Genomic DNA, 18,118 nt, shown 5'->3' with positions numbered 1-18,118 from the left:
TACGTCCCTGTAGGCTCGGTCGCGCCATCCATGGCGCTCACGCCCCCGCAACCGGACCCACCCCGCCTTCGACAGTTTTCCACGATCTGTCGGAAATGCTCTTGGGGTCAGATCCGTTTTCCGCAGGAAAACGGATCTGACCCCGGAATTTCATTCGATATCTGACAGAGGTGTCGACCAAGGTCGACACCTACCGACAGCCGCCGGAATCTGTCGAAGGCGGCGCACTGTGGGTGCAGGGCGCAGCCCTGCCTGACCCCCTCAGATGTCTGTAGGAGCCAGTCCGTACTGCTCGGCGAAGCGCTTGCTGAAACTGGCTGCCGAACGGTAGCCGGCGCGTGCGGCCACGGTCTTCAGCGGCAGGTCGGTGGTGTACAGCAACTGCATGGCGTGGGCCAGTCGTGCCTCGGTCAGCAGCTGGCGCAGGCTGGTACGCTCGGCCGCCAGCCGACGACGCAGGGTGGCGCCGCTCAGGGCGAACTGCTCCTCCAGATCACGCGATTGCCAGTCGCGCGCAGGTTCAGCGGCGACGCGATCCCGTATCTGCTCACCCAGCGTCGGTGCCGTGGGCAGCAGCAGGTTGCCGTGGCCCTGCCGGCACAGGGTCAGCACCATCGAGGCCAGGGCCAGCCGGGCCTCGCTGTAATGGCCATCCTGCAGCGATTGCCGCCAGCGGCGCAGCACGGCGCCATGTTCGGCCAGCGACAATCGCGCCATCGACGGACCGGCGCTGGGCAGTTCCTCGTTCCACAGTGTCCGCGCCGCGGCCAGCACTTCCGCACACAGCGGCACGATGGCGCTGAGGTAACGGCCGCTGCGCGGGTCTGGACGGTTGACCACGTCGATGCGGCAACGCTGGGTCAGCAGCAGTATGTCGCCGGGCGCGAACTCCAGCGTCTGGTGTGCGGTACGTACCTGCTTGCGTCCTTCCAGCAGGATCGCGAACTGCGGTTGCGGGATCTCCACCGAGCTGGCGCCATGCTCGCGCCGTGCGGTGATGCAGGCATAACCCTCGGCGCGATCACAACCGGCCAGCGAAGACATCTCGGCCAGCAGCGCCGTTGCTGCGGGCAGCATCGTGGTCATGTCACGTGGGCTCCCAGCAGCCGGCCGACGCCGGCGGCTGCAGCCATTGCCAGTGCGCCCCAGAACATGACGCGCAGGGCGCCGCGCAGGGCAGGCGCACCTCCGGCGCGGGCCGCCATCGCGCCGGTCACGCACAGGCCCAGCAGGGTGCTGGCGGTGGTCACCCCTGCCACGGAGTCGGCCGGTGCCAGCAGTGCGGTCAGCACCGGCAGGGCCGCCCCACAGGTGAAGGCTGCGGCCGAGGCCAGTGCGGCCTGCAGCGGCCGGGCGCGCAGGGTATCGGTGATGCCCAGTTCGTCGCGAGCGTGCGCACCGAGGGCATCGTGGGCCGTGAGCTGTTCGGCCACCTGCCGCGCCAGCGCCGGGGCCAGGCCGCGATGGCGGTAGATGGCGGCCAGCTCTTCCAGCTCGCTGTGCGGATCGTCCTGCAGTTCGCGCTTCTCCATTGCCAGGTCGGCGCCTTCGGTGTCGGCCTGGGTCTGCACCGAGACGTACTCGCCGGCGGCCATCGACATCGCCCCTGCGACCGTGCCCGCCAGGCCGGTGGCCAGCAGGGTGCTGGCCGATGCGCCACTGGCGGCAACGCCGACCACCAGCCCTGCCACTGAAACGATGCCGTCGTTGGCGCCGAGCACGGCGGCGCGCAGCCAGCCGACGCGGTCGGCCCTGTGTCGTTCCGGATGGCGCGAATGACGGGTCATGCCTTGCAGTGTACGAGGGTCAAGAGGTCGTCGGTAGGATGCTGAAACCCGTCTCCGTCGCATGCTGCGACGGGGCGCCACGCTATAGTGCGCCCTTGCGATGGAAGGCTCCCAGCCCCACATCCCCCGTCACCGTACAGCGAGTCTTCCCCTTGTCGAGCCCCAGCCACGTCGCCGATACGCCCATTACCGACCGCTCGCAGCTGGTGGAGGTGATCGCCTCCGGCGAAAAGCCCCGCGCGCAGTGGCGCATCGGCACCGAGCACGAGAAGTTCGGCTTCCGCCTGGACGACCTGCGACCGCCGGCCTTTGAAGGCGAGCGTGGCATCGAGGCCCTGCTCAACGGCCTGGTCCGTTTCGGCTGGGAACCCGTGCAGGAAAACGGCAACACCATCGCCCTGCTGCGCGATGGCGCGTCGGTGACGCTGGAGCCCGCCGGCCAGCTGGAACTGTCCGGCGCGGCGCTGGAGACCATCCACCAGACCTGCGTGGAGACCGGTACCCATCTGAACGAAGTGGCGCAGGTGGCCGGCGAGCTCCAGCTGGGCTTCCTGGGCATGGGCTTCCAGCCGAAGTGGGCGCGCGATGAGATGCCGTGGATGCCGAAGGGCCGCTACAGGATCATGCGCGCGTACATGCCCAAGGTCGGTTCGCTCGGCCTGGACATGATGACCCGTACCTGCACGGTGCAGGTCAACCTGGACTACGCCAGCGAAGCGGACATGGTGAAAAAGTTCCGTGTTTCGCTGGCACTGCAGCCGATCGCCACCGCGCTGTTCGCCGACTCGCCGTTCACCGAAGGCAAGCCGAACGGCTACCTGAGCTATCGATCGCACATCTGGACCGACACCGACGCCGACCGCACCGGCATGCTCGACTTCGTGTTCGAGGATGGCTTCGGCTATGAGCGTTACGTCGATTACCTGCTGGACGTGCCGATGTACTTCTCCTACCGCGATGGCATCTACCACGATGCCAGCGGGCAGAGCTTCCGCGATTTCATGCAGGGCCGGTTGCCGGTGCTGCCGGGCGAGTTGCCGACCCTGCGCGATTGGTCGGACCACACGACCACGGCGTTCCCGGAAGTGCGCCTGAAGAAGTATCTGGAGATGCGGGGCGCCGATGGCGGTCCGTGGAGCCGCCTGTGCGCCCTGCCGGCGTTCTGGGTCGGCCTGCTGTACGACGACACCGCGCTGGATGCGGCCTGGGATCTGGTGCGTGACTTCACCCTGGCCGAGCGCCATGTCCTGCGCGACGGCGTGCCGAAGCATGCGATGAACCTGCCGTTCCGCGATGGCACCGTGCGCGATCTGGCGCGCGAGGCGGTGAAGATTTCCGTTGAAGGCCTGAAGCGCCGCGCCGCGCGCAATGCCGATGGCCAGGACGAGAGCAAGTTCCTGGATGTGCTGCAGGAGATCGTCGAATCCGGCCTGACACCGGCCGAGCGCAAGCTGGCGCTGTTCCATGGTCGCTGGCACGGCAACGTGGACCCGGTGTTCCGGGAATTCGCGTACTGAATGCGGCCGCCGGGCATGGCCCGGCGGGTGTTGCGCGCAAAAAAACCCCGGCCTCCACGCCGGGGTTTTTCATTCCATCAGCCGGGCCGTCAGGCCTTGAGGCTGGCCATGTCGATCACGAAGCGATAGCGCACATCGTTCTTCGCCATGCGCTCCCACGCGTGGTTGACATCCTTGATGTCGATCACCTCAACATCGCTGACGATGTTGTGCTCGGCGCAGAAATCCATCATTTCCTGGGTCTCGGCCATGCCGCCGATGGCCGAGCCGGTGACGTGCTTGCGGCCGAAGATCACGCTGGCACCCATCAGGGGCGGGTCCAGCTCGGTGATGACGCCGACCAGGCACATGGTGGCATCGCGCTTGAGCAGGCTCATGTACGGGTTGGTGTCATGGCTGACCGGCACGGTGTTGAGCAGGAAGTCAAAGCTGTTGGCGTGCGCCTTCATCTGCGCCGGATCGCGCGAGACCAGCACCTCGTCCGCGCCCAGGCGCTTGGCGTCGGCGCCCTTTTCCGGGGTGGTGGTGATCATCACTACGGTGGCGCCCATCGCCTTGGCAAACTTCACGCCCATGTGGCCCAGACCGCCCAGGCCGATCACACCCACTTTCTGGCCGGGGCCGACCTTCCAGTGGCGCAGCGGCGAGTAGGTGGTGATGCCGGCGCACAGCAGCGGCGCGGCGGCCTTCAGGTCCAGCGTCTCGGAGACCTTCACCACGAAGCGCTGCTCGACCACGATGTGGTCGGAGTAGCCGCCCATCGTCAGCTCACCGGTATTGCGGTCGCGGCTGTTGTAGGTATAGGTCGGGCCCTTTTCGCAGTACTGCTCAAGGTCGTGGTCGCAGGCATCGCAATGGCGACAGGAATCCACCATGCAACCGACGCCGGCGATATCGCCGACGCTGAGGCGGGTGACGGCCGGACCGACTTCGACCACGCGGCCGATGATTTCGTGGCCGGGAACCATCGGGTACTCCGCGCCGCCCCAGTCGTCGCGGGCCTGGTGCAGGTCGGAGTGGCAGATGCCGCTGTACAGCACTTCGATGCGGACATCGTTGGCGCCGACGGCGCGGCGTTCGAAGGTGAAGGGCTCGAGCGGAGCGGTATTGGTACGCACCGCATAACCATGGGCGAGGGACATGGGGAATCCTTGGCGGGGTTTGTGGAAAGGCGTTTTACAATACGCCCCTCATACCGGCCCACAAAGCGTGGATATCGGCATGATTCATCAAGGTAGACTGCACAATCATGGCCACTGACAATCTCACCCACCTGGCCGCCTTCGCGGCGGTGGCCCGCCACCGCAGCTTCCGCCGGGCCGGCGCCGAGCTGGCCCTGTCGACCTCGGCGGTGAGCTATGCGATCCGGGCACTGGAAGAGCGGTTGGGGGTGGGCCTGTTCCATCGAACTACCCGCAGCGTGGCCCTGACCGAGGCCGGGCAGCGCCTGCTGGACCGGTTGCAGCCGGCGCTGGGCCAGGTGCACGAGGCGCTGGAGGAGATGAACCAGTTCAGGGACAGCCCGACGGGCCTGCTCCGCATCAACGCGGCCCGCGCGGCGGTACCGACCCAGCTCGGCCCACGCCTGACCCGCTTCCTGCGCGCGCACCCCGATGTGCGCCTGGAGCTGACCGAGAACGATGGGCTGGTGGACATCGTCGCCGAAGGCTTCGATGCCGGCGTGCGCCTGCATGAGTTCGTGCCCGAGGACATGGTGGCCGTGCCGCTGGGCCCGGCCCTGCACGGCATGATCGTGGCCTCGCCCGAGTATCTGCGCCAGCACCCGGCGCCGCAGCATCCCCGCGACCTGCTGCAGCACGAATGCATCCGCTTCCGCTTCGCCAGCGGTCACCTGTACAAGTGGCAGTTCGACCGCGATGGGCAGTCGCTGGAAATCGACGTGCGTGGGCGACTGACGCTGAGCGAGCAGACCACCATCATGCGCGCGGTGCTGGATGGCTTCGGCCTGGCCTATGTTCTCGAGGATGCCGCGCGCCCGCACATCGAGGCCGGGCGGATGGTGGCGGTACTGCAGGACTGGAGCGAACCGTTTCCCGGCTTCGTGCTGTATTACCCCAGGCAACGGCAGATGGCGTCGGCCTTGCGCGCATTCGTGGACATGCTGCGCGAATAGATCCATGCCTGCGCGGACGCTGCCTGTCGAGGTAAAGTGCGCGCCGATCCAATCACAGGGACGTTCATGCATACGCTTGCCGAGATCGAACTGGCCACCGGCCAGACCTTTCCTGCTCTCTACCACCGGCTCGATGCAGAAGACCGGCTGAGCTGGGGGGCGATCCATCCGCAATGGGCGCAGGTGTGCCTTCCGGAGCTGCAACCGGTACCGCCGATTCTGCTGTATGCGCAGGATTACGAGCCGCTTGAGCGTGGCGAACTGCTCGAGGCCTGGCAGGAGCTGACTGCAGAGGATCACTACAACCCATTGCGCGAGGATCTGCAGCTGCTGCCGTTCGCCCGCACGGGGGCCGGTGACAGCTACTGCTTCTGGACCAATGCGCCGGGCTGCGACGAGCCGCCGGTGCTGCTGGTGTGGCACGACGATGATCGCGCTGACGTACTGGCCCGCAACCTTCAGGATTTCCTGTTCCGCAAGATGGTGGAGGCAGTGGCGGACTACGAGGCCCCCTACACGCTGTTGTCGCACGGTGACCTGGCCGACAATCTCCAGCGCTGGCTGGGCTCGCATCGCGCGTGGCTGCGGGACGACCAGGCCACTGCGCTGGAGGCCCTGTTTGCACGCAGCGCAGAGATCGAGCAGGGAGAGATCGATGAGGATCAGGCGCAGGCGCTGGTGCAGCAGCTGATCGGATTCGAGCGGCTGGACGAATCATTCGCCTACGTGCGCTGATGCTGGCGGCGGGCCCGGTGCATTCCGCCGATCAATCCAGCAGGGCGTCGTAGCCGGGGCCGGTGAACTGGATCAGGCAGAAGCCGTGCCCGAACGGATCCGCCAGTACTGCGATGCGCCCCCATGAACGCTCGCGTGGCGCCTGCTCGAGCGTTGCGCCTGCCGCCAACGCCTGGGCAAGCGCGGCGTCGAGGTCCTCCACGATCCAGTCGACGTGCAGCGGGGTCCAGTGACGTTCGTAATCCCGCACGTCACCGCCGACGGTAGCCGCGCTGCCCGCTTCGTTCTGCAGCAGATAGAGCGGGGTCGGGCCGCCCAGCAGTTCCAGCACCTCCGGGCCGAGACGGCGCCCGGCATGGAGGCCGAAGGCGCGTGTGTAGAACGCCTCGGCGGCCGCGAGGTCCGGAACGTCCAGATTGATGATGAAGGGGATCATGGCCCGGGTCCTGCGTTGTGCCAGGCACCATGCGCCGATGATTCCCGTCGATCAAGAGGGTGCGCGGTTTGAGGCAGCGTGTCGCGGAAAGGCGCCGGCGATCGTTCTAGACTCGAGCGATCGAACCTGCATGGGAGTGGCTCTGATGGGACTGCGCGAATGGGGGAGGGGGGCCGCACTGGCCGTGCTGCTCGCAGCCACTGGCGTCGGCATCGCGGATGCGCGTGACAGCCAGGCACCGGTGATGTCCGGCAATCCGATCCTGCCGGGCTGGTACGCGGACCCGGAGGCGGCCGTATTCGGCAGCACCTACTGGATCTTCCCCACGCGCTCGCGGCCCTATGCAGAACAGGTTGCCTTCGATGCCTTTTCGTCGCCCGACCTGGTGCACTGGCGCCGGCACGACAGCGTGCTGTCCATCGAGAACATTCCCTGGGCCAGGCAGGCGTTGTGGGCACCCTCGGTGGTGGCCAACGACGGGCGCTACTACTTCTTCTTCTCCGCCAATGACATCCAGAACGACGGCGAGACCGGTGGCATCGGCGTGGCCGTGGCGGACCAGCCCGAAGGGCCTTACCGCGATCTGCTCGGCAAGCCCCTGGTGGGCGCGTTCCACAATGGCGCGCAGCCGATCGACCAGTATGTGTTCAAGGATGACGATGGTGCCTGGTACATGATCTATGGCGGCTGGAAGCACGCCAACATCGTGCGCCTGAAGGCGGATTTCAGCGGCCTGCTGCCCTGGGACGACGGCACGCTGTTCAAGGAGATCACGCCGGCGCCGGAGTACGTGGAAGGTCCGCTGATGTTCAAGCGGGGCGGTCGCTACTACTTCATGTGGTCCGAAGGCGGCTGGGGCGAGCCGGACTACTCGGTGGCCTATGCGATCGCCGACGCGCCGACCGGGCCGTTCACACGCATCGGCCGGGTCCTGCAGCAGGACCCGGCCATCGCGACCAGCGCCGGGCACCACTCCCTGATCCACGCGCCCGGCGATGACACGTGGTACATCGTCTACCACCGCCGGCCGCTCCACCAGACCGACCGCAATGCCCGCGTCACCGCGATCGATCGCCTGTACTTCGACGCGCAGGGCCGCATCCTGCCGGTGAAGATGACGCACGAGGGCGTACCCGCGCACCGCCTGCGCTGAGGCGCAGGATGTACCTTTCCGCCACCTGTGTATACTATCCCCCAGTATAGTTCCTGGGTCACCCTGCCATGCCGCACTCTCCCGAAGAGAAGAAGAAGGTCCTGGCCCGCGTGCGCCGCATCCGCGGCCAGTGCGATGCACTGGACCGTGCGCTGGAAGCCGGCGCCGACTGCGGGCCCGTGCTGCAGCAGATCGCCGCCATCCGCGGGGCGGTCAACGGGCTGATGTCCGAGGTGATGGAAGCCCACCTGCGCGAAGAGTTCGGACGACCCGCAGCGTCCGATGAACAGCGCGCCGAGCGCGTGCGCGAGATGAGCGGGCTGATCCGCTCGTACCTGAAATAAGCAACGGCGCAGCATAGCGTCGTCCATCTGTTACTGCCTGTCTTTGGAGAATCCCACCATGAAATCCCGTGCCGCCGTCGCCTTTGCTCCCGGCCAGCCGCTGCAGATCGTCGAGATCGACGTCGCCCCGCCGAAGGCCGGCGAAGTGCTGGTCAAGATCACCCACACCGGCGTCTGCCACACCGATGCGTTCACCCTGTCAGGGGATGATCCGGAAGGTCTGTTCCCGGTGGTGCTGGGCCATGAAGGTGCCGGCATCGTGGTGGAAGTAGGCGAGGGCGTGACCAGCGTCAAGCCGGGTGACCACGTGATTCCGCTGTACACCGCCGAGTGCGGCGAATGCCTGTTCTGCAAGAGTGGCAAGACCAACCTGTGCGTGTCGGTACGCGCGACCCAGGGCAAGGGCGTGATGCCCGATGGTACCAGCCGCTTCAGCTACAACGGCGAGCCGATCTATCACTACATGGGCTGCTCGACGTTCAGCGAGTACACAGTGGTGGCCGAAGTCTCGCTGGCGAAGATCAATCCGCAGGCGAACCCGGAACATGTCTGCCTGCTCGGCTGCGGTGTCACTACCGGCATCGGTGCGGTGCACAACACGGCCAAGGTGCAGGAAGGCGACAGCGTGGCAGTGTTCGGCCTCGGCGGTATCGGCCTGGCCGTGATCCAGGGCGCGCGCCAGGCCAAGGCCGGCCGCATCATCGCGGTGGATACCAATCCGTCCAAGTTCGAGCTGGCGCGTGAGTTCGGTGCGACCGACTGCATCAATCCGAAGGACTTCGACAAGCCGATCCAGCAGGTCATTGTTGAAATGACCACCTGGGGCGTGGACCACAGCTTCGAGTGCATCGGCAACGTCAACGTGATGCGCGCGGCGCTGGAATGCGCGCACCGTGGCTGGGGCCAGAGCGTGGTGATCGGCGTGGCCGGCGCCGGCCAGGAAATCTCCACCCGTCCCTTCCAGCTGGTCACCGGCCGCAAGTGGATGGGCACAGCCTTCGGTGGCGTCAAGGGTCGCAGCCAGCTGCCGGGCATGGTGGAGGACGCGATGAAGGGCGACATCGAACTGGCGCCGTTCGTCACCCACACCATGGATCTGGACGGGATCAACGATGCCTTCGATCTGATGCACGAAGGCAAGTCGATCCGTTCGGTCGTGCACTACTGAGCCATCCCGGGTGGCAGGCCGTCAGGGCTGCCACCCTTCTGGAGAGACACCATGGAACGCATCGAACATCGTGCCTGCTTCGGCGGTTGGCAGGACGTGTACCGTCATCCCTCGTCCACGCTGGGCTGCGACATGCAGTTCGCCGTTTACCTGCCGCCGCAGGCGGAAACGCAGGCGCTGCCGGTGTTGTACTGGCTGAGCGGACTGACCTGCACCGAACAGAACGTCATCACCAAGGCGGGCGCGCAGCGCTATGCGGCCGAACATGGCGTGATTCTGGTCGCGCCCGACACCAGCCCACGCGGCGACGATGTCGCCGACGCGGAGGGCTACGATCTGGGCAAGGGTGCCGGCTTCTACCTCAACGCCACCCGCGAGCCGTGGTCCAAGCACTACCACATGCATGACTATGTGGCGCAGGAACTGCCGGCGCTGATCGAGGCGAACTTCGCGGTGACCGGTGCGCGCGCGATCAGTGGTCACTCGATGGGAGGCCACGGTGCACTGGTGGTCGCGCTGCGCAATCCGGGGCGCTACCGCAGCGTGTCGGCATTTTCGCCGATTGTTGCCCCCAGCCAGGTGCCCTGGGGACAGAAGGCGTTCCAGGCCTATCTGGGCGACAACCGCGCCGACTGGGCCGCGTGGGATGCCTGCGAACTGATCGCTGCGGCCAGCGAACGCTTGCCGCTGCTGGTGGACCAGGGCGGGGCCGATGAGTTCCTGCAGAGCCAGCTGCAGCCGCAGCGCCTGCAGCAGGCCTGCGACGCCGTCGGCCATCCGCTGACCCTGCGCCTGCAGGATGGCTACGACCACAGCTATTACTTCATCGCCAGCTTCATCGGCGAGCACATCGCTCACCACGCCCGCGCGCTGCACGGCTGAATAGCCCGCGTGACAGCTGCGGTCCCGGGGACGCAACCGCGCATGCCCCGGCGCGACGGACCGCCTGCGTCGATGTAGCGCCGCGCCATGCCCGGCGCAGGGGCAGGGGAAGCAGGTGTGGCGTGGATCACGCCTCCATGGCGGCCTGTCGCGCTATCGTGCGTGCAGACAGGCTTGCGCAGTGGGGGATGCATGCCGGTAGTGCTGGCGCTGCTGTACGTGTTCGGCCATGGCCTGGTCGTGGCCCTGTGGCCGGGGCCGGCAGGCCTGGGTTCGTTCGTGTTCCTCACCGGCGCGCCGCTGCTGGCCGCCGCCGCATGCCTGTGGCGCGCGCGTGCGGATCGCGCCGCGCTGGGCTGGCGTGCGATCGCGCTGGCACTGCTGCTGTGGGCGGGGGGCATGGGCATCAACATGCTCGATGCACTCAGTGCCGACCGCCCCGACATCACCCCGGGCGCCAGCCTGCTGCTGTACGTGCTGTATGGCGTGCCGCTGGTGTTCATCCTGGCCCGCTCGCGGCGGGAGCGCTGGGCCATCAGCGTGATCGACGGAATCATGGCGGCCCTGCTGGGCGTGCTGTTCTTCGTGCATACCCAGTCATTTGCCGACCATGTCGGCATCGACGACCAGGCGCTGGCCAACATGCAGCGCATGTTCGATATCCAGAACCTGTGCATCGCTGTCTTTGCCATCGTGCGCTGGGTGTCCTGTGATGTCCCGGAGCGACGCAGCGTGTTCCGCGCGCTGGCGCTGTACGCGCTGGCCTATCTGCTGGTGGCCTACTACATCAACCACTTCACCTCCGAACAGTCTTTCGGCGCCTACAACGATCTGCTGATCGACGTGCCGTTCCTGTTGCTCGCGCTGCTGGCACTGCGGCGGTCGCCAGCTACCGGATTCGTGCTGCAGCCGCGGCTGGCCCGGCTGGTGCAGGCCGGCGGCCCGATCATCCTGCCGCTGCTGTTGCTGGTGGTGGGCACCCTTGTGGTGGACCATGCCAGGCCCCTGGCATTGGCTGGATTCGTTCTGGCCACGTTGGGCTTCAGCCTGCGCAGTGCGCTTCTGCAGATCGATCTGCTGGAACGGCAGGCCGGGCTCGACCAGCTCGCGCGCCAGGATGGCCTGACCGGCGTAGCCAACCGCCGCCAGTTCGATGCCGAACTGCAGGCCGAATGGAACCGGGCGCGGCGGAGCGGCAGCGAACTGGCGCTGCTGCTGGTCGATATCGATCATTTCAAGGCGTTCAACGATGCCCATGGTCATCCCGCCGGCGACCGTTGCCTGCAGGCCGTGGCGGCGCTGCTGCAGCACAGCGCCGGGCGTGCGGGCGACAGCGTGGCGCGTTACGGCGGTGAGGAATTCGCGGTGATCGTGCCAGGCACGGCGTTGGACGGCGTGCAGGCCTTGGCCGAGCGGCTGCGACGCGCGGTGGAAGCGCTGCAGCTGCCGGAAGGGCGGGTCAGCATCAGCATCGGCATCGCATTCCTGCATCCGCCGGCAACAGCCGATGCCGGGCAGCTGCTCGCCGATGCGGATGCGGCGTTGTATGTGGCCAAACGCGCGGGACGCAATCGTGTGGCGATGCAGGGCGCAGCGCCGGCCGGTGCAGACGGCCACTAGACCCCGCCCCGCGCATTCGCCAAGGGAACGCGGTTCTGCCGCTGGTGGCTGTCGCCCGCGGACGCGCCTTCGTCGGCGGTACCCGCACTCCGTCGCACCGCGCTGGCGATCACGCGGGAGCCGGTTCACCGTCACCCACCAGTGTGGAGAGGAGCAGACATGCACAGAACCCTGGTGTCGCTGGCCGCGTGGAGCGCGTTGGCCTTCAGTGCGCAGGCGGTCGCGGCCACGGCGGCGTCGCCTTGCGCCGCTGCGAGCTACCGGATGGCCGATGGCAGTACGCTGGACATCGGCCCGGGTGCGGGCGATCAGCTGCGCTGGCGCACGCCAGATGGTCGCAGCGGCGCACTGCAGCGCACCGCGGGCGATGCCTGGACCAGTACCCGCGGCTGGACCGTGCAGCCGGACGGGCACCGGATGGTGCTCACGGACTGTGGGAAGCGCGGCATCAGCGTCGATGGAATGAAGGGCGAGCGCATTCCGCTGCGGCAGATCGACACCCGTTTCAGCGGTGCCGGCGCAACGCTGCAGGGGCGGCTGACGCTGCCTCCGGGCGATGCGCCGGTTCCACTGGTGGTGCTGGTGCATGGTGCGGAGAACAGCTCCGCGCTGGAGCGCTACTCGCTGCAGCGCGAGTTCGCCAGTGCCGGCATCGCCGTGTTCGCGTACGACAAGCGGGGCACGGGACGCTCTGGCGGGCGGTACACGCAGAACTACCTGACCCTGGCCAATGATCTGATCCTGGCCACGCGCGAAGCACGCCGGCTGGCGGGGGCACGTGTGCAGCGGGTCGGCTACCAGGCCGGCAGCCAAGGCGGCTGGGTGGCGCCGCTGGCGGCACGCATCGAGCCTGTGGATTTCATCGTGATCAGCTTCGGCCTGGCGGTCTCGCCGCTGGAGGAAGACCGCGAGGCGATCGCCTTCGACATGCAGCGGGCCGGCCAGGGCGCGGAAGCCACTGCGCAGGCGATGCAGATCGCCGATGCGGTGGCGACCATCGTCGAAAGCGGATTCACCGAGGGATTCGATGTACTGGCGGAGGTGAAGCAGCGTTACCAGCATGCGCCCTGGTTCCCTGCGGTACGCGGGAACATTACCGGTTATCTGTTGTCGACTCTGGAGGTCACTGCGCGCGAGCAGGGGCCGCGGCTGCTGGACGGAGTGCCGGCCCATTACGACCCTTTACCGGTGCTCACGCATCTGCAGGTGCCGCAGTTGTGGATCTTTGGCGGGCAGGACCGCGATGCGCCGCCGGTAGAGACGCTCAGGCGTCTTGCGGTTCTGCAGGGCCAGGGACGGCCGATCTCCACGGCCGTGTATGCAGACGCCGATCATGGCATGTACGAGTTCGAGCTGGATGCGGCCGGGGAACGTGTATCGACACGGCAGCCGGCCGGGTACTTCCAGCTGATGACGGACTTCATCCGTGGCGATGCGCTGCGGGCCGAATACGGCCAGGCCCGCCCGACGTCCGCGCGATGAGGGCTTCGACGGGCGAAGCCCAGCAGACGCCAGCGCGTTCGCCGCTCAACGCACGTCGCGCAGTTCCCAGTGATGGCCGGCCAGCAGACGCAGGCGCTGCTTGAACACATCGCTGTCGATGCGGGTGGTGGCCACCAGGTTGATGCGCAGGTCCTTCTGCTCACCGGTTACGGTGGCGTCCGGGTCGGTCACGCCCCACTGCGGCTCCACTGCATCCGGATCGGGTTGCTTGGCTTTCCAGCGCTCGAACAGCGCGCCGCTGCGCAGGGCGTCCTGCAGTTCTTCGGCAAAGCCGGCTGCGCCCTGCGAATGGAAGGACAGGTCGGGGTCGTTGCCGCGGGCCTTGGATGGGTCGGGAAGGCTGATGTGGTACTGCGCAGGCATGGTGATCTCCTTGAAGTGCGGCAAGGCTGGCATAGACGCGGTGCAATGCTTGTGTACATCCGGCACACCTGCACCTGCATGCAGGCGTCGCCCGCCCTCATTCGAACCGATGCGGTCCATCGGCAAAGCCCACGGTAACGGCGCCCTTTCCGACGTTGACCATGCCGGTCAGGCTCATCACCGATTCGTACACGTTGACGCCGTGGGTGGCGCAGACGTCCGTCAGCTGCGCATAGCCGGGCAGGGCGCGCAGCTCCTCCAGCTCACCGCCATAGCTGACGCAGACTGTCGGTGTCATCAGTCCACTGCGCACGCGCTGGCCAACCACAGCGAAGAGCTTCTGCACGGCATTGTCGAAGCCCTTGATCTTGGCTACCGGGCCGGTCTCACCGCGGTAGCCGTGCAGCACCGGCTTGATGTCCAGTGCGCTGCCCAGCGCGGCACTGAGCAGGCCGACACTGCGGTCGCCCTTGTGCCGCGCGCGGGCCCGCATGTAATACAGGTCACGGGTGACCATGTAGCCATGCACGTTGCCGGCCAGTTCCTCCAGCCGCTCGCGGATCTGCTGCACGCTGGCGTTGCTGTCGCGCAGGCGAACCGCTTCCACCGCCGTCACCGCCTGCGCGGCGAACAGGTTCTGGGTGTCGAGCACGCGCAGTGCGAAGGGCGAGTTGTAGCCCGCGGCCTGCCGCACCGGCTTGTAGTCGTTGAGGATGGCGAAGCTGGCCTGCAGGGCGTTGTCGTGGATCGGGCTGCGGGTCTTGGTGATGGTCATGCAGAAGACGTGGTCGTAGTCGATCACCAGCTGCTGCAGGAACAGGTCACGGATCTGGTTGACGCTGAAGGGGATGGTCTCCGCCTCGGCACCATGTTCGGCCACGTGTGCGTGCAGGAAGCTGAGCGTGGCCTGTTCGTCGCGGTGGTCGGCGAGTACGGCTTCGCCGATCCGTACGGTGATCGGGAGCAGCACGATGTTGTGTTCGGCAATGAACGCCTGCGGCAGGTCGCAGGCCGAGTCGACGACGATTCCGATGCGCATCCGCGGCTCCCCCCTCCAGGGCGGTTGTTGGTTCGGAAGTGTGAAAAATATCTCAAAACGGGAGCCCGCGCGCGAGGGAAGCGCAGGCGCCCTGTTCAGCGTCTGCGCTGTACCGCGATCGGCAGGGCCTCCACCCGCTGCCATTCCGGCTGCTTCAGCAGGTCCGGATCGGCCAGCACCGCGGCCATCAGCGGGTGCGCGTCATTGCCCCAGAACAGCTCGTCGCCGATGGCCAAGGTCGGTACGCCGAACACGCCGGCCGCGAGCGCAGCCTCGGTGTTGCGCCGCAGCTGCTCCTTGACCTCTGCGGTTGCCGTGGCGGCCGCCACATCCGCGATGCCCAGCCGCGCGCCGGGTTCGCGCAGCGCCTCGGCGCTGTCGGCGGCGTTGCCCTCGCGCCAGATCCAGTCGAACAGCACGTCCACGGCCTGCGCGCCGCCGCCTGCGGCCAGGCACAGCCGCAGAGCGGCCAGCGGGTTGAACGGGTGGGCAGGCGGGAAGCGCAGCGTCACGCCTTCCGCCTGCGCGTTCCAGAGCAACTGGCGGTAGATGAAGCGCCGCTTGGCCGGGATCTCGGCCGGGCCGAGATTGCCAAGCTGCTGCAGCACCGCCCCGAAGGCGATCGGCACCGGCTGTACCTGTGCGAACTGGGGCAGTTGCTTGACCTTCTGCCAGTGCAGGTAGGAGTAGGGCGAGACGAAATCGAAGTACCAGTGCAGCGGGGCCATGGGGCTTTCCTCGTCGGTCAGGGCTGCGCGTTGCGCTGCAGATAGCGGTCGCGCAGGTCGGTCTGGCGCGAGCGCATCGGCATCGGCCGCCCTCCCATCCAGACCTGTTCGGCATAGTGCGCCACATCCAGTGGGTCGCCTTCCCACAGCACCAGGTCGGCGCGCTTGCCGGGCTCGATGCTGCCGATCTGGTCGGCCACCCCGAACGCCTGTGCGGGAACCCGGGTCAGGCCTGCCAGCCCGTCGGCCCAGGGCAGGCCATGGGCGACCGCATTGCCTGCGAGCTGGCGGATCTTGCGTGCGTTATGCGAGGCATCGCCACGTTGCACGAAGCTGACGGGCACGCCCGCACGCTGCAGTCGTGCCGCGTTTTCCAGGGTGGCGCCGATCTGGTCGAAGCTGGCCGGCAGGTTGGCCAGCACGTCGACGAACACCGGCACGCCGGCCGCAGCCAGCTCCGGCGCCAGCTGCCAGGCTTCGCTGGCTCCAGACAGGGCGATCTTCACCTTTTCGCGTGCAGCCCAGCGCAGCAGCTGGCGGATATCGGCAGCGCGATCGATTTCAACCACGATGCGGCCCTGGCCGGCCAGATAGCGCGACAGTGTGCGGCGACCGGCCGGTGTCAGCACGGCGTGCGGTGAATCGGCGGCGACCTGGCCGCGCGCTTCATCCACCATCTGCTGCAGCAGCATCCACTGTGCTGCACGCGAATGACCGGTCAGTTCCGACGCTGCGGCGCCCAGCCGCAGGAACAGCGCACGTGGACCCAGCGGGTCGGCGCTGCCATCGAGCCGCATCACCCCGCCCTGGCCCGCCACGAAGCCACCGCCGGTGACGGCGCCCAGCGCGGTGAAGCCGATGCCCTCCAGTCGCGCCACCGGAATGAGCACCGACGCGGGGTTGTAGGCCAGGGTCACGTCGAACTCCGGACGCAGCGGTTGCTCGCCGATCTTCAGGCTGCTGTCGACCGTACTCGCTTCTCCCGAGACTTCCTCGATGCCGATCTCGGCGATGCCACCGAACAGCGCGGGCGTGAGCGGGCGGCCATCGGCTTCAACCACGGTCGTGCCGGCCGGTGCGGCCAGGCCCGTACCCACGGCACGGATGATGCCGCCCTGCACCAGCACATCGGCGTGCTGCAGGCTGCCGCGTGCGCTGGCGGTGTGAACCGTTGCGCCGCGCACCAGCAGATCCTGTGCCGATGCCGTGCCGGTGATGCCTGCCAGCACCATGATCGCAGCGCCGAGCCATGCCCGGTTGCGGCTGGAAGACCTTGCCATCTGAATGGAACCGGCCATCAGTGCACCTCCTGCCCGAGCTGGAAGTCCGACTGCGGCGTTGCCGGCAACGCACTGCGGTCGTACAGGCGGCGGCCATCGACATAGACCTGCTCGGCCAATGCGTAGGAGCTGAAGGGATTGCCGTTCCACACCACCACGTCGGCCATCTTGCCGGGCTCCAGCGTGCCGGTCTGGCGCTCGATGCCCAGCGCCTTGGCGGCATTGGCGGTCATCCAGGTGATCGCATGTTCAGGAGTGATCGGGGCCATGCGTGCGCGGCGCGCGGCGGCCATGACCTTGGCGGCTTCCTGGTTCAGGCGCTGGATGCCTTCGGGCGAATCGGAATGGACGATGGCGCAGCTGTTCTTCGCCCGGTCCACCAGCGCGATGTTCTCGGGGATGCCATCGAAGGCTTCCATCTTGAAGCCCCACCAGTCGGCCCACAGTGCGCCGCAGACGCCGTCCGCCGCCAGCCGGTCGGCCAGCTTGTAGGCCTCCACGCCGTGGTGGAACGCTGCCACCTTGAAACCGAATTCCTTGGCCAGATCGAGCATGGTGGCCATTTCGTCGGCACGGTAGCAGTGGATGTGCACGCGGATGTCGCCCTGGATCGCGCCGGCCAGGGTGTCCAGCTTGAGATCGCGCTTGCCACCGGCATCGCCCGCGCTGTCACCTTTGTCGCTGCCGAACCAGCGCTTGCGCTTGGCTGCCTTGGGCGTGTTCTTGGTGATGTAGTCGGCGGCATCGATGAAGGCTGCGCGGTAGCCGGCGACGTTGCCCATCCGGGTAGCAGGCGTCACACCCTTGCCTTCGCCATAGACGCGTTTGGGGTTCTCGCCGCAGGCCATCTTCAGGCCCCACGGCGCGCCAGGAAACTTCATCGCCTGGTAGGTGATGGCCGGAACGTTCTTCAGGGTCACGCCGCGGCCACCGACCAGGTTGGCCGAGCCGGGCAGCACCTGCATGCTGGTCACGCCGCCGGCCAAGGCGGCAGCGAAGCCGGGATCCTGCGGCCACACCGAATGCTCTGCCCAGACATTGGCCGTGACCGGTGCGGTCATCTCGTTGCCATCGCTGTGGGCGCCCACCCCCGGGCTGGGATATACGCCCAGGTGCGAGTGCACGTCGATCAGCCCGGGGGTGACCCACTTGCCCTGCGCGTCGATGCGGGTGACATCGGCCTCGGCCTGCAGCTGCTGGCCGACAGCAACGATGCGGCCCTCACGCAGCAGGATGTCGGCATTGTCCAGGCGCTGGCCGGTGCCGGTCAGCACCGTTGCGTTGTGGATCAGCACCGGCGCATCGGGCTGCGCCCGATAGGTGCTGGGGTAAGGATCGGCCATGAAGCGCGAGGCGCCCAGTGCTGGCGCGGTGGCCAGCGTAACCAGCGCCAGCCCCAGCCCGGCGCGCAACAACGTCGACGTCATGC

At 67.3% G+C, this 18,118-nt stretch carries 18 protein-coding genes; 9 read left to right on the top strand and 9 right to left on the bottom strand.

Annotation, left to right across the window (positions count from 1 at the left end; translation table 11 throughout):
* Nucleotides 1–261 precede the first annotated feature (261 nt).
* Both QMZ25_RS09295 and QMZ25_RS09290 read right to left on the bottom strand, forming a co-directional pair.
* Entirely contained in the window at nucleotides 262–1,086 is an 825-nt protein-coding gene (locus QMZ25_RS09295) for a helix-turn-helix transcriptional regulator (RefSeq protein ID WP_065175140.1), read from the bottom strand.
* Entirely contained in the window at nucleotides 1,083–1,787 is a 705-nt protein-coding gene (locus tag QMZ25_RS09290) for a VIT family protein (protein ID WP_065175139.1), read from the bottom strand. The genes QMZ25_RS09295 and QMZ25_RS09290 overlap by 4 nt, the downstream gene beginning before the upstream one ends.
* 152 nt (nucleotides 1,788–1,939) lie before the next feature.
* Here QMZ25_RS09290 and QMZ25_RS09285 point away from each other — a divergent pair, with 152 nt between their 5' ends.
* Nucleotides 1,940–3,304, top strand: coding sequence for a glutamate--cysteine ligase (locus QMZ25_RS09285; protein WP_065175138.1), 1,365 nt, complete (start codon nucleotides 1,940–1,942; stop codon nucleotides 3,302–3,304).
* An 89-nt stretch (nucleotides 3,305–3,393) separates the two neighbouring features.
* Here QMZ25_RS09285 and QMZ25_RS09280 read toward each other — a convergent pair whose 3' ends face one another.
* On the bottom strand, nucleotides 3,394–4,446 hold the full coding sequence (locus tag QMZ25_RS09280) for an NAD(P)-dependent alcohol dehydrogenase (RefSeq protein ID WP_053517445.1): 1,053 nt from the start codon (nucleotides 4,444–4,446) through the stop codon (nucleotides 3,394–3,396).
* Nucleotides 4,447–4,553: 107 nt separating this feature from the next.
* Here QMZ25_RS09280 and QMZ25_RS09275 point away from each other — a divergent pair, with 107 nt between their 5' ends.
* Complete coding sequence (locus tag QMZ25_RS09275; RefSeq protein ID WP_053517444.1) at nucleotides 4,554–5,438, top strand: LysR family transcriptional regulator; 885 nt, start codon at nucleotides 4,554–4,556, stop codon at nucleotides 5,436–5,438.
* A 66-nt stretch (nucleotides 5,439–5,504) separates the two neighbouring features.
* On the top strand, nucleotides 5,505–6,173 hold the full coding sequence (locus QMZ25_RS09270) for an SMI1/KNR4 family protein (protein WP_283219504.1): 669 nt from the start codon (nucleotides 5,505–5,507) through the stop codon (nucleotides 6,171–6,173).
* Nucleotides 6,174–6,204: 31 nt separating this feature from the next.
* Here the strand turns inward: QMZ25_RS09270 and QMZ25_RS09265 are convergent, their stop codons facing one another.
* The gene (locus QMZ25_RS09265) at nucleotides 6,205–6,609 is read right to left on the bottom strand and encodes a VOC family protein (RefSeq protein ID WP_283219503.1); all 405 of its coding nucleotides are present in this window, start codon (nucleotides 6,607–6,609) and stop codon (nucleotides 6,205–6,207) included.
* 145 nt (nucleotides 6,610–6,754) lie between these two features.
* Here QMZ25_RS09265 and QMZ25_RS09260 point away from each other — a divergent pair, with 145 nt between their 5' ends.
* The 6 genes from QMZ25_RS09260 (at nucleotide 6,755) to QMZ25_RS09235 (ending at nucleotide 13,258) form a co-directional block, all read left to right on the top strand.
* Nucleotides 6,755–7,762: a glycoside hydrolase family 43 protein gene (locus QMZ25_RS09260; RefSeq protein WP_283219502.1), complete on the top strand. Its 1,008-nt coding sequence runs from the start codon at nucleotides 6,755–6,757 to the stop codon at nucleotides 7,760–7,762.
* 68 nt (nucleotides 7,763–7,830) lie between these two features.
* On the top strand, nucleotides 7,831–8,106 hold the full coding sequence (locus tag QMZ25_RS09255) for a metal/formaldehyde-sensitive transcriptional repressor (RefSeq protein WP_283219501.1): 276 nt from the start codon (nucleotides 7,831–7,833) through the stop codon (nucleotides 8,104–8,106).
* A 58-nt stretch (nucleotides 8,107–8,164) separates the two neighbouring features.
* On the top strand, nucleotides 8,165–9,274 hold the full coding sequence (locus tag QMZ25_RS09250) for an S-(hydroxymethyl)glutathione dehydrogenase/class III alcohol dehydrogenase (protein ID WP_065175135.1): 1,110 nt from the start codon (nucleotides 8,165–8,167) through the stop codon (nucleotides 9,272–9,274).
* 51 nt (nucleotides 9,275–9,325) lie between these two features.
* Nucleotides 9,326–10,156, top strand: a complete 831-nt coding sequence (fghA, locus tag QMZ25_RS09245; protein ID WP_283219500.1) for an S-formylglutathione hydrolase — start codon at nucleotides 9,326–9,328, stop codon at nucleotides 10,154–10,156.
* Between the two features lie 192 nt (nucleotides 10,157–10,348).
* Entirely contained in the window at nucleotides 10,349–11,776 is a 1,428-nt protein-coding gene (locus QMZ25_RS09240; RefSeq protein WP_283219499.1) for a GGDEF domain-containing protein, read from the top strand.
* A 159-nt stretch (nucleotides 11,777–11,935) separates the two neighbouring features.
* On the top strand, nucleotides 11,936–13,258 hold the full coding sequence (locus QMZ25_RS09235) for an alpha/beta hydrolase (RefSeq protein ID WP_283219498.1): 1,323 nt from the start codon (nucleotides 11,936–11,938) through the stop codon (nucleotides 13,256–13,258).
* Nucleotides 13,259–13,303: 45 nt separating this feature from the next.
* On the opposite strand, the gene QMZ25_RS09230 is transcribed toward QMZ25_RS09235, so the two are convergent.
* From QMZ25_RS09230 to QMZ25_RS09210, 5 genes are all read right to left on the bottom strand, one after another.
* Nucleotides 13,304–13,642, bottom strand: a complete 339-nt coding sequence (locus QMZ25_RS09230) for a hypothetical protein (protein ID WP_053443843.1) — start codon at nucleotides 13,640–13,642, stop codon at nucleotides 13,304–13,306.
* Nucleotides 13,643–13,739: 97 nt separating this feature from the next.
* Nucleotides 13,740–14,681, bottom strand: a complete 942-nt coding sequence (locus QMZ25_RS09225; protein ID WP_283219497.1) for a DegV family protein — start codon at nucleotides 14,679–14,681, stop codon at nucleotides 13,740–13,742.
* A gap of 95 nt (nucleotides 14,682–14,776) precedes the next feature.
* The gene (locus tag QMZ25_RS09220) at nucleotides 14,777–15,409 is read right to left on the bottom strand and encodes a DsbA family protein (protein ID WP_065181734.1); all 633 of its coding nucleotides are present in this window, start codon (nucleotides 15,407–15,409) and stop codon (nucleotides 14,777–14,779) included.
* 17 nt (nucleotides 15,410–15,426) lie between these two features.
* Nucleotides 15,427–16,689, bottom strand: a complete 1,263-nt coding sequence (locus tag QMZ25_RS09215) for an amidohydrolase family protein (protein ID WP_053517452.1) — start codon at nucleotides 16,687–16,689, stop codon at nucleotides 15,427–15,429.
* A gap of 17 nt (nucleotides 16,690–16,706) precedes the next feature.
* Nucleotides 16,707–18,116: an amidohydrolase gene (locus QMZ25_RS09210; protein WP_283219496.1), complete on the bottom strand. Its 1,410-nt coding sequence runs from the start codon at nucleotides 18,114–18,116 to the stop codon at nucleotides 16,707–16,709.
* Nucleotides 18,117–18,118 lie beyond the last annotated feature (2 nt).

This window comes from Stenotrophomonas sp. RS-48, from assembly GCF_030053245.1.
Classification (GTDB): Bacteria; Pseudomonadota; Gammaproteobacteria; order Xanthomonadales; family Xanthomonadaceae; genus Stenotrophomonas; species Stenotrophomonas maltophilia_P.
This window is presented reverse-complemented; position numbering and strand designations above follow the sequence as displayed.

What these genes read in the sequence shown, in the direction of transcription:
- QMZ25_RS09270 (WP_283219504.1), top strand. Translation starts at nt 5,505, where the DNA reads ATGCATACGCTTGCCGAGATCGAACTGGCCACCGGCCAGACCTTTCCT.
- QMZ25_RS09260 (WP_283219502.1), top strand. Translation starts at nt 6,755, where the DNA reads ATGGGACTGCGCGAATGGGGGAGGGGGGCCGCACTGGCCGTGCTGCTC.
- QMZ25_RS09280 (WP_053517445.1), bottom strand. Translation starts at nt 4,446, where the DNA reads ATGTCCCTCGCCCATGGTTATGCGGTGCGTACCAATACCGCTCCGCTC.
- QMZ25_RS09265 (WP_283219503.1), bottom strand. Translation starts at nt 6,609, where the DNA reads ATGATCCCCTTCATCATCAATCTGGACGTTCCGGACCTCGCGGCCGCC.
- QMZ25_RS09215 (WP_053517452.1), bottom strand. Translation starts at nt 16,689, where the DNA reads ATGGCAAGGTCTTCCAGCCGCAACCGGGCATGGCTCGGCGCTGCGATC.
- QMZ25_RS09235 (WP_283219498.1), top strand. Translation starts at nt 11,936, where the DNA reads ATGCACAGAACCCTGGTGTCGCTGGCCGCGTGGAGCGCGTTGGCCTTC.
- QMZ25_RS09220 (WP_065181734.1), bottom strand. Translation starts at nt 15,409, where the DNA reads ATGGCCCCGCTGCACTGGTACTTCGATTTCGTCTCGCCCTACTCCTAC.
- QMZ25_RS09230 (WP_053443843.1), bottom strand. Translation starts at nt 13,642, where the DNA reads ATGCCTGCGCAGTACCACATCAGCCTTCCCGACCCATCCAAGGCCCGC.
- QMZ25_RS09225 (WP_283219497.1), bottom strand. Translation starts at nt 14,681, where the DNA reads ATGCGCATCGGAATCGTCGTCGACTCGGCCTGCGACCTGCCGCAGGCG.
- QMZ25_RS09295 (WP_065175140.1), bottom strand. Translation starts at nt 1,086, where the DNA reads ATGACCACGATGCTGCCCGCAGCAACGGCGCTGCTGGCCGAGATGTCT.
- QMZ25_RS09210 (WP_283219496.1), bottom strand. Translation starts at nt 18,116, where the DNA reads ATGACGTCGACGTTGTTGCGCGCCGGGCTGGGGCTGGCGCTGGTTACG.
- QMZ25_RS09250 (WP_065175135.1), top strand. Translation starts at nt 8,165, where the DNA reads ATGAAATCCCGTGCCGCCGTCGCCTTTGCTCCCGGCCAGCCGCTGCAG.
- QMZ25_RS09240 (WP_283219499.1), top strand. Translation starts at nt 10,349, where the DNA reads ATGCCGGTAGTGCTGGCGCTGCTGTACGTGTTCGGCCATGGCCTGGTC.
- QMZ25_RS09290 (WP_065175139.1), bottom strand. Translation starts at nt 1,787, where the DNA reads ATGACCCGTCATTCGCGCCATCCGGAACGACACAGGGCCGACCGCGTC.
- QMZ25_RS09255 (WP_283219501.1), top strand. Translation starts at nt 7,831, where the DNA reads ATGCCGCACTCTCCCGAAGAGAAGAAGAAGGTCCTGGCCCGCGTGCGC.
- QMZ25_RS09275 (WP_053517444.1), top strand. Translation starts at nt 4,554, where the DNA reads ATGGCCACTGACAATCTCACCCACCTGGCCGCCTTCGCGGCGGTGGCC.
- fghA (WP_283219500.1), top strand. Translation starts at nt 9,326, where the DNA reads ATGGAACGCATCGAACATCGTGCCTGCTTCGGCGGTTGGCAGGACGTG.